This window comes from Oscillibacter sp. CU971 (assembly GCF_905219725.1).
In the GTDB taxonomy this organism is placed as follows: domain Bacteria; phylum Bacillota; class Clostridia; order Oscillospirales; family Oscillospiraceae; genus Oscillibacter.
Genome location: NZ_CAJMXG010000043.1, coordinates 1 through 16884, shown reverse-complemented (window position 1 = coordinate 16884; position 16884 = coordinate 1). Strand labels below are relative to the sequence as shown.

7 protein-coding genes are annotated in these 16884 nt (G+C 58.6%); all 7 read left to right on the top strand.

The features are described from left to right. Positions 1–40: 40 nt before the first annotated feature. The 7 genes from JX325_RS05105 (at position 41) to JX325_RS05080 (ending at position 16681) form a co-directional block, all read left to right on the top strand. Positions 41–5812 carry an S-layer homology domain-containing protein gene (locus JX325_RS05105; protein WP_204790085.1) on the top strand — a complete coding sequence of 1924 codons (5772 nt, stop codon included), beginning with the start codon at positions 41–43 and terminating at the stop codon, positions 5810–5812. Positions 5813–5829: 17 nt separating this feature from the next. Beyond that, a complete protein-coding gene (locus JX325_RS05100) occupies positions 5830–12516 on the top strand; it encodes an S-layer homology domain-containing protein (RefSeq protein WP_204790084.1) in 6687 nt (2228 codons plus the stop codon). A gap of 109 nt (positions 12517–12625) precedes the next feature. Continuing rightward, complete coding sequence (locus tag JX325_RS05095; RefSeq protein WP_279380508.1) at positions 12626–13375, top strand: phosphoadenosine phosphosulfate reductase family protein; 750 nt, start codon at positions 12626–12628, stop codon at positions 13373–13375. A gap of 86 nt (positions 13376–13461) precedes the next feature. Further along, a complete protein-coding gene (locus JX325_RS05090) occupies positions 13462–13896 on the top strand; it encodes a hypothetical protein (RefSeq protein WP_243413932.1) in 435 nt (144 codons plus the stop codon). Further along, the gene (locus tag JX325_RS18630; protein ID WP_366140820.1) at positions 13896–14420 is read left to right on the top strand and encodes an XF1762 family protein; all 525 of its coding nucleotides are present in this window, start codon (positions 13896–13898) and stop codon (positions 14418–14420) included. Before JX325_RS05090 ends, JX325_RS18630 begins: the two co-directional genes overlap by 1 nt. Positions 14421–14426: 6 nt before the next feature. Next, on the top strand, positions 14427–14906 hold the full coding sequence (locus JX325_RS05085; RefSeq protein ID WP_204790082.1) for a PcfB family protein: 480 nt from the start codon (positions 14427–14429) through the stop codon (positions 14904–14906). Then, the gene (locus JX325_RS05080) at positions 14903–16681 is read left to right on the top strand and encodes a VirD4-like conjugal transfer protein, CD1115 family (protein ID WP_204790081.1); all 1779 of its coding nucleotides are present in this window, start codon (positions 14903–14905) and stop codon (positions 16679–16681) included. The genes JX325_RS05085 and JX325_RS05080 overlap by 4 nt, the downstream gene beginning before the upstream one ends. The last annotated feature ends 203 nt before the right edge of the window (positions 16682–16884 follow it).

Sequence of the window (16884 nt, the reverse complement as noted above, 5' to 3'; positions counted from 1 at the left end):
CAATCTAAAGGGATTCTTTTCTCTGTTCCTGGCAGCGGTCATGATGGTTAGCCTTTTAGCGGTCAACGCCCACGCCGCCAATACCAACAAGATCACCGACTACGGGGACGCCTACGGCCATTGGGCCTATGAAGCCCTGACCTGGGCGGTGGACAACGGCGTACTGGTGGGCACATCCGGGGAGAAGCTGAACCCGGACGGCTATCTCACCCGCGCACAGATGGCCGCTATGATAGACCGGCTTTTCGGCACCTACAAAAGCGCCGACATCTCCCGGTACACGGACGTTCCCCGTGGCATATGGCACCATGACTACATCGCCCAGGCGGTCCACATGGGGACCTTCGCCGGGTATTCCAGCAGCCGCATGGGACCGGATGAAAATATCACTCGCGAACAGGCCATGGTGGTGCTGGCCCGGACAGTCTGCCTCCCCGCCGCCAGCCAGTCCGAGCTGGCCCGGTTCTCGGACCGGGGCCAAGTGGGCGCGTGGGCGGCGGACAGTGTTGCCGCCATGGCAGAGCGGGGCTATGTCAACGGCTACCGTGACGGGCTGCTGAGCCCCAAGGGCAAGATCACCCGTGCAGAGATGGCACAGATCATGTGCAACATCTTCCAGAGCGTCCATGATTCCGGCGAGATCGCCGGGACCTACCGGGATGCGGTTCTGGTGCGGGGCGCTGTGAACATCAAGGACGCTGTGTTTGAAAGTGACCTGATCCTCGCCAACGGCTTGGGGGAGAAAGCCCTGGGCCTCAACAACATCACCGTCAAGGGGCGGCTGGTGGTGTGGGGCGGCTCCGCCGTCAACATCAGCGGCAAATCCACCGTGGCGAGTGTGGTAACGCCCCGGAATGACGGCCCGGTGCAGGTGGTCTTTGACGCCGCCGCTGCGGAGCTGTCCGAAAAGGACTGCGCCATCGTCTACCCCAGCGGCATGGACAAAGGCAACAAGGTCCTGTTCACCGACAAGGCAGATAAGCCCACCATCGCCTTTGATCTCCCGGCGTATCGGTATGTGGGGGATTCCATCACTGTGAAAACTACCCTCACCGGCGTGGATGCCGTCACATGGGAGCTGACCCGTGACGGGAAATCTGTTGCCATACCGGAGGGCTTCACCAAAGACGGCGGTATCTGCTACTTCATGGAGGCTGGGCGGTATGTGCTGCGCGGCACCGTGGAGAACAGCGGCGGCAAAGCCTTCTGCGAGAAAACTGTGGAGGTCCTGCCTGTCGGGGACATTGCCTTTTCCCTGCCGGAGTATGGCTACACCGACCGGGCGGAGGATGTGAAGCTGCTGCTGAAAAATGATCTGGACGGCTCCGTGGTCTGGACGCTGACAAAGGACGGCGCGAACCAGCCCCTCGCCAGCTTCACCAAGGACGGCGGCACTCTGGCCCTGACCGAGACAGGCAAATATATCCTGACGGCTACCCTCACGGACGCTGCCGGGAAGCAGTACACCGCCAGCCAGTCCATCACCATCCTGCCGGTGATCGTCCCCACCGTGGCCGCCAGCGTGGACAAGGTGCATGAGGACGATACGGTAGAGATTGGTCTGACAGTGGAGGGCGGAAAGCCCGATTCCGTCCGCTGGACACTGACCTGTGACGGCAAGGAGGCTGCTGTGTCTCTCTCCAATCAGGGCGGAACACTCACCTTCGAGACTGCCGGGGACTATGTTCTCACCGCTATCGCTAAAGACACCCAGGGCCGGGAATTTTCTTCCGAGCCTGTGGCAATCACGGTGATTCCGAATCTGCCCCTGTCCCTGACCGCAAACACCGATAAACTCCATGAGGATGAAGCGGCGGCAATCAGCCTGACCGTGGAGCATGGCGCACCCTCGACTGTTGCATGGGCCTTGACCCGTGACGGCGAGGGTGTTCCCGTTTCTTTGGAGGATAACGGCGGTACGCTCACCTTTGACGGGGCCGGGGCATACGTCCTCACCGCCACCATCACGGATGAGCTGGGGAGNGAATACACCGCCACCCTGCCGTTGGAGGTCTGGCCGGTGATTGTCCTGACCCTGGACGCGCCGGAGACAGCCCACATAGACCAGACCGCCGCCGTCAGCCTCTCCGGGACTGACCTGGATGTAGTGTGGGAAGTTGCTTCCGAAGATGGGGCGGCTATCGACAATGCTCTGACCAACAGCGGCGGCGAGATCACCTTCCCCGCTGCCGGTAACTACACCGTGTCTGCCAGCGTGACGGACTACCTGGGCCGGACGTTCATCGCCAGCGCCGCCATCAGCGTATGGGACACTATGGGTCTTTCTTTCAAGCTCCCGGAGTTCTCTCACCCGGATGAGACGGTGAAGGTGAAAATGACCTCCGAGAATGTGGGAGACAGCAAAATTGCGTGGTCCCTGTCCGTGGACGGTCAGTCCGTTTCCCTCTCTGCTGGTATCAACGGAACCCTCGACAACGCTGGGGGAAATGTGAAATTCATTCAGACTGGCACCAACATCCTGACCGCCTCCGTGACGGACGGCCTTGGCCGTGCGTTCACCTATGAACAGACGATTAAAGTCTATCCCGTCCTCTCCTTGGGCCTGTCGGCGGATGCCGCCGCCCATACAGACGAACCAATCAGCATCAGTCTGAACAAAGACACGGGTTTGCCCGTGGCCTGGAGCGTCACCCCCTCTAATGACCCCAGCACTCCCACCGCTTACTCCGGCGAATTGTCCGAGAACGGCGGCACCATCCAGATCACCAGCGCCGGGGCCTATGACATTTCCGCCAGCGTGACGGACCCCACCGGGCGGGTATTCGCCGCTCCCGCCGTCACGGTCATGGTCTACCCCGTGGCGGGCCTGGACTTCACCCTCCCTGCCGCTGCGTGGACGGACAGCAGCACTCCCGTGGACCTCCTGACCAGCGATTTGCAGGGGCAGGACGTAACCTGGACGCTGACGAAGGACGGTGCGGCGGTTTCCCTGACGGACAATATGCTGGGTGATCTCGGCAACCTGGGCGGCAAGGCCCGATTCCCCGCAGTTGGGACCTACACCCTGACCGCCTCCGCTGTGGACGCGCTGGGCCGGTCGTATTCCTGTGAGCAGACTATCCGCATTTATCCTGTTGTCGGCCTGACAATTTCCCTCAGCGATATGAGCCACACCGATACTGCGGAGGATGTGCGGCTGACCACCGAGAACCTGGGCAGCAACGAAGTGGTCTGGACAGTCCTGCGGGATGGCAAAGAGATCATGCCGCCCTTTGACCTGACCGCCAAGGGCGGACACGGCTTCTTCCCCGAAGCGGGCCGTTACACCTTCACCGCCAGCGTGACGGATGAGCTGGGCCGTGTGACTACCGCCAGCGATTCTATCCAGATTTACCCCGTGGGCGTGTCTGGCTTCTATCTGCCGAAAATGTTCCACACGGATTCTCTGGTCACGCTGGTGACTGGCTTTGAGGAATTGGGCGAAAATCCCCTGCGCTGGTCCCTGACCCGGAACGGCGAGAATGTCCCTGTCTCCGACTATGTGACCGGGGAACTGACGGCTGACGGCGGGAAAATCCAGTTCAAGCAGGCGGGCGAGTACAAGCTGAAAGCCAGCTTCAAGGACGCCGGGGGCCGTTCCTACTCCTATGAACAGTCCTTCACCGTCTATCCCATTCCCGTGATCGCCTGGACCATGCCCAGCTACGCCCACACGGACAGTACCTTTACCGTGGCCGTGGAATCCAAGAATGTGATTGCGGATGCCTCCGTCCAGTGGCACATCGACGACACCTACGGCCTCCGTCAGAATTGGGGGACCTACGTTGCTGGAACCCTGGGCGCTTTTCCCGGCGATATCCGTATCAAACACGCGGGCGTGTTCACCCTCACCTGCGAGATCACCGACCTCACCGGGCGGGTGTTCTCCTTTGACGGCCCCAGCATTGAGGTCCTGGCCGACCAGGAGTTGCAGGTGGACATTATCGAGAAACAAGTCTACACCGGCGAGACGGTGCAGGTGCGGACCCTGGGCAATAACATTGAGCTGCCTGTGGAGTGGTCTTTGGAGAAGGACGGCAAACCTGCCGACATTTCCACCTACGTCACCGGGGACCTCAACAACCTGGGCGGGGCGATTCAGTTCACCCAGGGCGGAGAGTTCCGGCTGATCGGCACTCTGCGGGACGGCCTGGGCCGGACCTTCACTGCCAGCGACACCATTACTGTCCTGCCCGTTGGCTCCCTGCAATTCTCCATGGCGGATATGGAGTATGTGGGCAACCGGGTTCCCGTGGTCATGGATAAGCTCTTTAACCCGGACGGGGCCACCATCACATGGTCCGCGCAGAAGGACGGAGCGGCCTGTATCATTGATCTCTCCACCCTGGACAATGGCGGCGGCACTGTGATCTTCCCGGAACCCGGCGAGTACACCTTGACCGCCACCCTCCGGGACTTAGGCGGCAAGACCGCCACCGCCAGCCAGTCCATCACTATCATTTTCAAGGCCGCACTGACCGTCACCGCGCCTGATTCCATTCATATCGGCACCAAGTTCCCCGTGGGCATCAGCGGAGCGGGCAGTCTGGATGTGAGCTGGGGTGTGAAGCTGGGGGGCAGACCTGTCACCCTGGACAGCAACACCGGCTTCCTCTCCAATGACGGCGGCAATCTGGCCCTCTACGCCGAAGGAACCTATACCATCACCGCCACTGTGCGGGATGACGCGGGAAACCTGACCAGCGGTTTTGTCCATATTATCGTGACCAATACCGCTCCGGTCATTGAGCGCTTTACTGCCAACGCCACCCGGAACATGAAGGATGGCCGCTTCTACGCAGACCTCAACGCCGTGGCCTCCGACCCGGACGGGGATGCTGTGCATCTGGAATGGAGCAGCGAGTATCAGCAGGACGGCTATTATGAAGTTGGCACACACACCATCCGCGTCCGAGCGGTGGATGAATGGGGCGCGGTTTCCGCCTGGGAGAGCCGGACAATTGAGTTTATCAACAACGCTCCGGTTATTACCAGCTTCACCGCCAGCGTAACCCGGCAGACCAGCGGCAATACCTTCCGCGCCAATGTTTCCGCCACCGCCAGCGACCCAGACGGCGATACGGTCCGGCTGGAATGGGGCGGAGATTACAATTCCTCCGGCTGGTATTCCCGGAACGGTTCCCATACCATCCGTGTCCGGGCGGTGGATTCCTACGGTGCGGCTTCCCCCTGGCAGGAAAAAACCATCGAATTTGTCAATCAGGCCCCCAGCAAGCCCGTGATCTCCCGGAACCCCGCCAACGGTGTGGTGCGGCCCAGCCAAGCGGTGACGATCACCGCCCGCTCTACCGACCCGGAGGGCGACGCCATTACTTACGAATGGGAGGGCAGGGACAAGGAAACCACCACCTACGGTTACGGCAAACATCTGGTAAAATGCCGCGCGGTGGATGCTTTCGGTGCGGCCTCTCCTTGGTCCGCTATTATGTTCTTTGTTGCCGACAACGCGGGCGGCGGCATGACCCTGAACTCCGCCAACTCCTTCATCGAGGAAACCGGCGTCAGCTTCCAGGACGATGGGGAGACAATCTATGGCTACATCACCGAGTACACCTTTGATGTACCGCCCGTCAGCGGCCATAGCGGCAGCGACTATGGCAAAATTGAAGCCTATAACATTCGTACCCGCCGATGGGACCAGATCGCCTACAAGGAAACCATCAACGGCGTGACCCTCTCCGGCAAGCTGCCCACGGGGACCTATACACAGATGCGTTTCTATTACTACACCAACCACGACTGTATGTATAACAAGAGCAACATTACCTATTCCATCGTATTTGACTTTTAAGAAAAGGAGATTTGCCTATGCGAAAAATAAAAACCACCCGTTTCCTGGGCTGGCTGCTGGCCCTCTGCATGACCGTGGCCCTGCTGCCCATCCAGGCGTTCGCCTCCTCCATGGACGACGACCCCACCACATGGATTGCGCCTGATTCACAATATACCGCCCCAGGCAAGTACCCGGTCTATATCCTCTTGGATTATACAAACGATGATGTCTGCCTTGGCGCGGCCCACACATGCAAAACCGGCTCAACGGTTTCCACCGATCTCAAAAAGGCCACCGCAACCTCGGACGGCTATGTCAAATATACCTGCGATAACTGTGGAAGTTGGGCGAGGAATGAGATTCCGAAGCTGACTCTCAGCGCCTTTACGCTGGACCCCGCCTATGTATCCGTCACCACCACCGGCGTGGAGTACAGCGGGAACGCCTACACCGTGGTTTACAACGTGGCTCCGGCCTTCCGCCGCTATGTGGGCGATTCGCTGGAAAACCGCGTTTCCGTTACCGCTCCCGGCTCCTACAGTATCATTGTCAGTGTGGACAGCGGCATCTATGACCATGTTGAACTGCAAATGCCGGAGCGGCTGCTGGTGCTGCCCAAGGCCGTTCCCTGGACCGCCAGCTTTAACGACAAAATCTACGACGGAAACAGCCTTCTGGACGGGAAAACCGTCACCTATCGGGACGTGAATGGTGTTTCTATTCCCGCCGCCCTCTCCGCCTGTCAGGCAAAGGTGGAGAATGGGGAGCTGACGGTGGACGCTTCCGCCCNCGTCTCCCGGCCTGTGGCCGCTGGTATCTATGCCATTGGCGCAACCATCACGAACGATAATTACATCTGGCAGACCGGGCAAGGTAAAGCCAACACGGTCTATTCCCTGGTCTGGATTTTACCAGCCACTAATCGGATTTATGTGGGCGATACCATCCAAGCGGTAAATTTGACTACCGGCAACAGCACCTACACCTCTCCTTATACCTGGACCATTGACCCCAGCTATGCCGGGTTCAATTCCAGTAGGCCGGGGACAACGGAAGTTCAAGCGGCGGTGAAAAAGGGCGGTGTCTCCTGTGGACGTGTGACCATCCCTGTGACCGTTATTTCCAGGCCCATTCTCAGCATTGAGGAAGTGGTGCGGACGGCCCCCATGGGGACGGCATTTAATAAGCTGGGCCTGCCCGCTTCCGTCTCCGTTGTGGCCGAGGGCGGCACCGGCAACGCCCAGACCGTCACTGGCGTTCCCGTCACCTGGAGCAGCAGCCACTATGACCCCTATGTCCTGACCCAGACCGTCCAGGGAACGCTGAATCTCTCCGGGTTTCCTCAACTTTCCAGCGACAACATCCCCGCTGTCACCGCCACGGTCAATCTGACCTATGGCTCGGTGGAGGCCCCCACCGTCAATGACTACGCCAAGACCTATGATGGGCAGTCCACCGATCTGCCCATGCCCNGACTGCCGGAGGGCATCCAATCCGTTGCTGTGGCCTACAAGGGGACCGCCAACAGCGGACGGCCTTACAGCAGCGCCACCGCCCCGGTGAACGCGGGCAGCTACACCGCCGCCGTCGCCTTTGTCATGGAGCAGGGCTATCCCCAGCTCTCCGGCGTGACAGCGCAGTATGTGATTGAAAAGGCAGAGCAGACCTGCCCCGCCCCCACGCTGGCGGCGGCAGCTACCAACTCCCTGACGCTGAACACGGTAGAGAACGCCGAGTACAGCGTGGACGGGAAGATGTGGCAGGACAGTCCTGTGTTCAAAAACCTGGACGCTGGCACGATCTATACCCTCTATCAGCGACTCAAGNNCACCGAGGACGGCAACTATGAGGTTTCTCCCGCCGCCTCCGCTCAGTTCTCTACCGAGTACACCACCGTGGACCCTGGCGATCTGTCCGATGTGCTTCAGCCGCAGACCCGCCCATATACCGGCAGTCCTGTGGCCTATCAGGTCCCGTCCATTTCTCACGTCACCAAGTNCACCGTGACCTACTCCGTGGACGGCCAGACCACTACCGCCGCCCCCACCAACGCGGGGACCTACCCCGTGACCGTCAGCTTTACCATGCAGACGGGTACGGCACAGTTGGAGCCTGTCACTTCCACGCTGACCATCACAAAGGTGGAGCAGAGCGCCCCCTCCGCTCCCCGCGCCAGCAATACCGCCACCAACTCCATCACCGTCACCGACATTCCGGGGGCGGTGTTTTCCATTGACGGCGGAAAAACGTGGCAGGTCAGCACCATCTTTGAGGGACTGACTCCAGACACGGCCTATACCATTCAGGCCAAGTACCCTGCTGATCGTAACCATGAGGAAAGCCCTACATCCTCCGCCATCATTCGCACCACCCGGCAGGATACCTCCGCNGGTACGGTCCAGTCCGCCGTCTACACCTATGACGGGACGCCGAAGTCCCTGACGGTGGATGTTCCCACGGGATGTACGCAGGTAGTCCAGACATTCACTGGAACCAATGGGACCTCCTACGGCCCCACCACCGAGCTGCCGACGAACCCTGGCGTTTACAATGTGAAGGTCAGCTACACCATGCAGAGTGGATACGAGGAATTACAGCCGCAGTACGCCACCCTGACCATCAACAAGGCCACCCCCGCCACACCCCTGGCCCCGGTGGTCACTGGCGTTACCGATTCCTCCATCACCATTGAAGTGGTGGACGGTATGGCCTACTCCATTGACGGCGGTGTGACGTGGCAAACCACGGACACCTTCACCGGCCTGAACCGGGACACCGCCTATGAGATCAAGGTCAAGGCGGTGGAGACCGCCTGTTACAAGGAATTAGAGGGCCCCTCCACCATGCAGGCCACCGAGAAAACCGTTGTCACCTTTGAGCGGTTTGCCGATCAGACGGTGGAGTACACCGGACACGCGCAGACCTATACCCTCCCCAAGTCCAACCCCGGCATCGCCTCCATGACCATCGTCGGCTATGACGGCATTGCCACCCCGCCCGTTACCGTGGGCGATTATGTGGTCAACATCGACTTTGTGGCGGCGGAGGGCTATAAACTGCCCGAAGCCCTGCCCGCACCGGTGCTGCATATCACCCGTGCCTCCGGCGAGGCCGGGACTGTTCGGCCCGTGCTGAAGGATGAGACTGTCACCTACACCGGCGCGCCCCAGCGTTACCACGGGGCGGACGGCATTGAGGGCATGGCCTCCGTTGCCCTGACCTACACCGGCGCGGACGGCGTGGAGAGTACCACCGCTCCCACCAACGCCGGAACCTATGCCGTAACAGCTATTTTCTCCCCGGACGCCAACCACACCCTGGCTCCCGGTGACTACACCGCCACCCTGACCATCCGCAAGGCGGGGCAGGATACCCCCATGGCTACGCTGGAGAGCAGTTCTTCCCACTCACTGACCGTCTCCGCTATCCCTGGTGCGGAGTACAGCATTGATGGCGGGACCACTTGGCAGAGCGGCAACACCTTCAGCGGGCTGGAAGCGGATAAGGATTACACGATTCTGGTCCGCATGGCCGAGGACGAAAATCACACCGCCTCCGGTGTCCGCCCTGTCTCCGGCAGGACCACCGACAAGCCTTTGGACATTCTGGACACGGATATGCCCGCTTACAGTACCGTCTACAACAGCAACCGTCAGCCCTACCCCTATACCAATCTTCTGACGGAGATGGAGGGTGTAAAGTCTGTCAGCGTCATGTATGTCGGCACCCTGGCCAGCGGCAAGCCCTATGAGACTTCCGAGGCCCCCGTGGACGCTGGTACTTNCAAGGTTCGNTTCTACTTGGTTGCCGAGGACGGCTACGATCTGACCGCCGAGCAGGTCTACGCGGATATGACCANCTCCAAGGCTCCGCAGACCATGACTACCGCCCCCACCATCGCCCGCCGCACAACGACCACCATTGCGCTGAACCCCGTTCCCGGCGCGGAGTACAGCATGGACGGCGGCGAGACTTGGCAGGACAGCCCCAAGTTTACCGGCCTGACCCCGGATACCGTTTACACCTTCACCCAGCGGATGAAGGAGACGGACAATCTCACCGTCTCTGAAAGCCAGAGCGTGGAGGGCCGGACCGTGGCCGACACGGGGCTGGACTATGAGATCGACTACCGGAAGGAGATCGTCACCTTCGACCCCGATGTGGTGGAGGCCGGGAAGGACTACACCCTGACCGATAGTCTGCCCAACGGCGGCGAAATCATCCCCGGCACGACCATCTATGTCCGTCTGGTGGATGATGGCACTGGAAGTCCCGGCCCCGTGGTCATGGAGGTTTTACCGGAGCGCCCCGCCGCCCCGGATGTGAAGGTGAATCCCTTCGACCTCACCATGAACACCACCGAGGATATGGAGTATTCCGACGATGGCGGCAAAACCTGGAAGCCTTGCGGGGACAGCCAGAATGTGGAGGACCGGCAGGGCGAGACGCTGCTGGTGCGGATCGCCGCTACGGACGATTCCTTTAAGAGCGAGGCCACAACCGTGACCGTCCCCGTCCGGGGCGAGGCTCCCGCGCTGACCGTTGACAACGCCACGGAGCGCATGGACAGCACCGCCGCTATGGAGTATTCCAAGGACGGCGGTAAGACCTGGATTCCCTGCCTGGACAACATGGACCTCTCCGAGCTGACCAACGCCACGTTGCTGGTGCGCTATGCCTGTGACGGCACCAAGCACGCCAGCAACAGCGCCACCCTGACCGTCCCCAGCCGGAACGCCGCCCCCACCGCCGACATTGACCGTGTGGCAGAGCTGCTGACCGTCTCCGGCACCGCGCCGGAGTATCGGACGGAAAATGGCTGGGCTGCTGTGCCTGTTGATGGGCTGGATGCGTCCAGCTTCTACGGCAAGGAGCTGGCAGTCCGGGAGAGGTACGATGCCGAACATTTTGCCAGCCTGCCCGTGCTGGTGAAGGTCCCCAACAAGGGTGCGAAGCCCGACCTCACTATTGACCGGGATAAGCAGACGGTAAATACTACCACCAGTATGGAGTATTCCACGGACGGTGGCAAAACCTGGACCAAGTGTGACCCGGATATGGATGTGTCCAACCTGACGGGCCAGACCATTCTCGTCCGGGAAGCGGCGACCGAGGACCAGTTTGCCAGCGATATTACGGAAGTCCATATCCCCAGCCGGACGGAGAATCCCACCGTTACCCTGGACACGATCACCGAGACGGTGGACACCACCGAGGATATGGACTACTCCACCGATGGCGGTTTGACCTGGAACCCCTGCACCAAGCCCCTGGACGTTTCCGGCCTGACCGGGCAGACCATCATTATCCGCAACCATGGCAATGAGGATTCTTTCCCCAGCAGCGGTTTGAGCATTACCATTCCCGTTCGCCGGGAAGCCCCCAAGGTGGAGGTGGACAGCAGAGCGCAGACCGTCAGCTCCGACAAGGGTACGGAGTTCTCCATGGACGGCGGCAAGACCTGGACCGCCCTCTCCAAGCTCTTGAACACAGCCGATTACCTGGGCAAGACGGTTCTGTTCCGCTATCCCGCCACCAAGGAGGACTTTGCCAGCCGGACCGTTACCGTGGTGATCTCCAAGAACCCCGGCGCTCCCATTCTGGTCTTTGACCCTAAAAATGAGACGCTGAACACCACCCCGGATATGGAGTACAGCACGGACGGCGGCAAGACTTGGAAGCCCTGCCCGAACCCTCTGGACGTATCCGATCTGGCTGGGAAGGATGTTCTCATTCGTTACCCCGGCAAGGGTGACGGCCTGCCCGGTGAGACGGTCACGGTGAAGATTCCCGACCGCCGCAAGGCTCCCAGCGTGGGCCATACCGATGAAACCCGGCAGGGGCGGAATGACGGCGCTCTCACCAAGACGGATAAGACCATGGAATACCGGCTCCTGCCTGACGGCAAGTGGACCGCTATCACCGGAGAAACCGTGAGGGGACTGGCTCCCGGCACATACGAGGTGCGCTATGCGGCCACCGCCTCTGAAATGGCCTCCCANGTCCAGCAGGTCACGATTNCNAAGGGCGGCNGNACGGGCGGCATTGGTGATCTGACAACTCCCGGCTCCAAGCTCTCCCTGCTGAACCGGAAGGACCACATCGCCTATATCGCCGGACGGACCACCACCNAGGCCGCGCCCAACGCCGATATTACCCGNGCCGAGGTTNCCGCTATCCTCTACCGGCTCCTGACCCCGGAGGCCAAAGCCGCCTACGGTACGAATATCAACCGCTTCAAGGATGTGCCCGCTGGGGCGTGGTGCGGCACCGCCGTCTCCACCCTCTGCAACATGGGCGTGATTAACGGCTACCGGGACGGCACATTTGGCCCCCGGCGCAATATCACCCGTGCGGAGCTGGCGACCATCCTCTCCCGGTTCTGCGATACCAGCGGCAGTAATACCGTTCTGGACCGCTTCACCGACATTTCCCATAGCTGGGCGCGGAAGTACATCNATCTGGCGNCGGAGGCCGGTCTGGTCTACGGCTATAAGGACGGCACCTTCCGGCCCGACCAGAACATCACCCGCGCGGAGACAATCGTGATGGTCAACCGTATCCTGGGCCGCAGCGCCAGCGCCGACACNGTGGTGAAGGGCTACAAGACCTTCTCCGACGTGCCCACNGGCGCATGGTACTATTGGGANATTGTAGAAGCGTCCAATGGACATAGCTTCAGCATGAATGGCTCCACGGAGAAGTGGACCGCCCTGGGATAATCCCATAACACTTTCAGCCCCGGAAGGACTTGCTCCTTCCGGGGCTTGTTTTACGTTTAAGGAGGTATATTTTACGAAAACAGGAGAAAACGGTAACAATTTATGTTCAATCTCGCTTTCTGGCGGCAAGGATTCGACAGCCATGCTCCTGCTGATGATCGAGAAGGAAATGCCCATTGACTGCGTTCTCTATGCGGATACCACCATGGAATTTCCCGAAATGGAGGCACATATCGCCAAACTGGACGAACATCTCTACCGGGAGCGTGGTATCCATATCACGACCCTGAGCCATCCCCACGGCTTTGAGTGGCTGATGCTGGACGTCCCCATGCAGCAGGAACGGGCCATAGCCAGACGGATTGCCAAGGGTCAGCCCCTTACCGGCTACGGCTGGCCCGCAATGCGGATACGCTGGTGTACCGGGCAACTCAAAACCCATCTGATGACCAAAGAGGTCAACCGGCTGAAAAAAGAGAAGAACGCTCTGCACCATATCGGCATTGCTGCTGATGAGGCCCACCGCTGTAAGGACGATCCGCAGAATCGCTATCCCCTGGTAGAGTGGGGGATCACCGAAGCCCAGGCGTTGCAGATTTGCTATAATCGAGGATTTGATTTCGGGGGACTGTATAAGATTTACCGCCGTGCCTCCTGCTGGTGCTGTCCCCTCCAACGCATTGACGAGCTGCGGAAACTGCGTACCCACCACCCGGAGCTGTGGGCGCGGCTGCGGGAGATGGACAACCGGGCACGGGCTATGTATGGCCCTGGTCCCCTGGGACAGTTCAAGAAGGATTGGAGCGTGGAGCGGCTGGAGGAACGCTTTGCCCGTGAGGAAAAGGAGGGCTGCGCCTGATGCACGTTCTCTGCCGTCTAGTGGTTCCGCCTTAGTTCTCATTGCCGTGCCTACATCAAAATTCGATTAGGAAGGAGTTGACTATTATGGAAATGTTTGCGGAGCATGACGCACAGCAAAAGCTGGGGGAAAGATTGGACGAAAGCCTCTTGAATCACGCAAAGGCCCTTTCTACGGCGGACAGACCTCAGATCGTGCAAGTGTATGGACTGCAAGCCTTGGCGGAAATTCACTGCTATCTGAAAACGGTGCATCAGTTTGACCCTGCCGAGGTAGAGGCCCTTCTGCAATTTAATGACCCGCTGGTGGCGGCGAGCCTCTGTTGGGAGGAAAATTCCCATGAGTACAGTTTTCCCATCTGCGATCTGCTGCGGGAGACAGGGGCAAAGGAGCGCCTGCCTCTGGCGGAGCCTGAGCCGCCGAAAAAGCTCTCTGTGCGGGAACAGTTGCGTTCCGCTATGAAGAAGGCCCGCCAACAGCTCGCCCCGGCAGAACGGCCCAGGGGTGATGAGGGGCGCTGATGCAACCAGCCGCCGCTTGTGAGAACGGGGTAATCTCTATTCTAACAATAAGACCAATCACGCTCAAAGTCGCCAACGCCTATGTAGTGCAGTATCATCGGCACAACCAGCTCACAAATGGACATAAGTGGTTTGTGGCCTACTATGACGGCGAAAGACTATGCGGCGTTGCAATAGCTGGACAACCCGTGGCACGGAGACTGGATGATGGATTGACGATTGAAATAAGGCGTGTCTGTACGGATGGGACCCGTAATGCTTGCAGCATTTTATATGGAGCGTGTGCCAGAATTGCACGCGAAATGGGCTATAAGCGGATCATTACATACACGCTTGCTTCAGAACCGGGAACAAGTCTGCGGGCAAGCGGATTTGAAGATCACGGCGAGGCTGACGGGGTGTCCTGGAATATGCCCGGACGCCCACGGGAGATCATGCAGGAAACGGCCCAAGGTCCTGTGCAAAAATACTCGCTGGGAAAGAAAAGGCGGTGGGAAAAACATTTTAGTACAGGAAGGGGGTAAATCATCATGCAGGACGAAGTGCGGGACAAATCCGTAGCACTGGCAATCAAGGTGAGCAAGACCGGCGGCAGACTGACCTCCGATTTGCTCAAATGGGCCATGCGGAAGTACATGGCGCAATCCCAAAATCCGAAAATCCATCACGGCAAGCAGACTGTAAAGCAGCTTGTCGGGCAGGGAACGGGCGTGAAAAGTATTGATATTACGGAGAAAAATATCAAATCCTTTGAACGTGTGGCAAAAAAATATGGCATTGATTTTGCGCTGAAAAAGAACCCGGGGAAAGGCGAATACTACGTCTTTTTCAAAGCGCGGGATGATGATGCCATGCAAGCCGCCTTTGCCGAGTACGCCGCCAAGACTGTCCAGCGCAAGGCCCCGGAGAAGCCCTCTGTGCTGCAACAGCTCTCCCATTTCAAGGAGACGGTCAAGAACATGGCGCGGGATACGGCCAAGAACAGGGACAAAGGGGGCCATGAGCTGTGAAATTTGACTTGAAAAAGTTTCTCATCCTCAATTTCCCCTATGTGTTCATCTTCTGGTTTTTCAACCGTGTGGGCGAGGGCTACCGGCTGGCGGCTGGCGCGGATGTGGTGGCAAAGAGCATGGGGGCAATTTCCAGCCTGGGGGAGATCATTTCCCACAACCCTCTCCCCAGCTTCCACCTCCAGGACCTCCTTGTGGGGTTGATCGGCGCAGCCTGTGTCCGGGCGGCGGTCTATATCAAGGCCAAGAACACCAAGAAGTACCGCCACGGAGTAGAATATGGCTCCGCACGATGGGGCACGGCGGAGGACATTAAGCCCTTCATTGCCCCTAAGTTTGACCAGAATATCCTCCTGACGCAGACCGAGCGCGTCATGGTAGGCCGCAACAAGATTCCCAAGTACAACATCAATAAAAATGTGCTGGTGATCGGCGGCTCCGGCTCCGGCAAGACCCGTTTCCATATTAAGCCCAACCTCATGCAGATGAACGCTTCGTATATTGTTACTGACCCGAAAGGTACAGTGGTCAAGGAATGTGGCAAAATGCTCCAACAAGGCGGATATGTTATAAAAATCCTCAATACTATTAACTTCAAGCAGTCTATGAGGTACAATCCGTTCAAATACATCTACTGCGAGAACGACATTCTGAAGCTGGTCAACTGCATTATGGAGAACACCAAGGGCGAGGACAGCAAGGGCGGCGAAGATTTTTGGGCCAAAGCCGAAGCCTTGTACTATCAGGCGTTGATCGCCTATATCTGGTATGAGGCCCCGGAGGAAGAAAAAAACATGACCACGCTGCTGGAAATGTTAAACGCCTCGGAAGTGCGGGAAGATGACGAAAACTTCAAAAATGCCGTGGATTTGATGTTTGAACAGTTGGAAAGCCGGGACCCGGATCACTTCGCCGTCCGGCAGTACAAGAAGTACAAAATGGCAGCGGGCAAAACAGCGAAGTCGATCCTGATTTCCTGTGGCGCACGAATGGCCCCCTTTGATATTAAGGAGGTCCGCCAGCTTATGGAGGGTGACGACCTGGAGCTGGACAAGATCGGGGACCGGAAAACGGCGCTGTTCTGTATCGTCTCCGATACGGATATGACCTTCAATTTCATCTCGGCCATGGTCTACACACAGATGTTCAACGTCCTGTGCGACAAGGCTTTAGAGAACGGCGGCGCGTTGAAAACCCACGTCACCTGTCTGCTGGACGAGTTCGCCAACCAGAAGATTCCAAACTTCCAACATCTTATCAGCGTGATTCGCTCCCGCGAAATTTCCGCCCATATCGTGGTCCAGACGCAGAGCCAGCTCAAGGCCGTTTATAAGGACCACGCGGAGACGATTATCGGCAACTGTTCCTGTGTGTTGTTCCTCGGAGGCAAGGAAAGAAGCACCTTAAAGGAGATTTCCGAAACTTTAGGGAAGGAAACCATTGATCTATATAACACCTCTGACACCAGAGGGAGCCAGCGGAGCATGGGTGTAAACTACCAAAAATTAGGGAAGGAACTCATGACAACCGACGAACTGGCGGTAATGGACAACAGCAAGTGCATTTTGCAGGTGCAGGGCGTAAGACCGTTCTTCTCTGAAAAATATGATATTACCAAGCACCCGCAATACAAATACTTGCTGGATTCCAGCAAGAAGAACTACTTTGATATTGCAAAATATCTGAGCCACAGGCTGACCGTTCGGCCTGATGATGTTTTCGAGTGCTGTGAGCTGGAGGCCCCGGCTGCGCCGGAGAAACCTGCTCACGGCTGATTCTATATCCGCATAGCGCGGAACCAATCCCTGACCGTCTGGCCGGACAGGCTGCTTTTGATAGCTGTTACTCAAAAGCCACGTTCCCGGCCCGGTAGAGTCGCTGACTGACACCATCAGTCAGCGCAGCTTGTCGAAAAAGTCTGCCTACCGGCAGACTTTTTCATGTAAAGATGATAAAATAGGGAGTAAGGGGTGAGGAA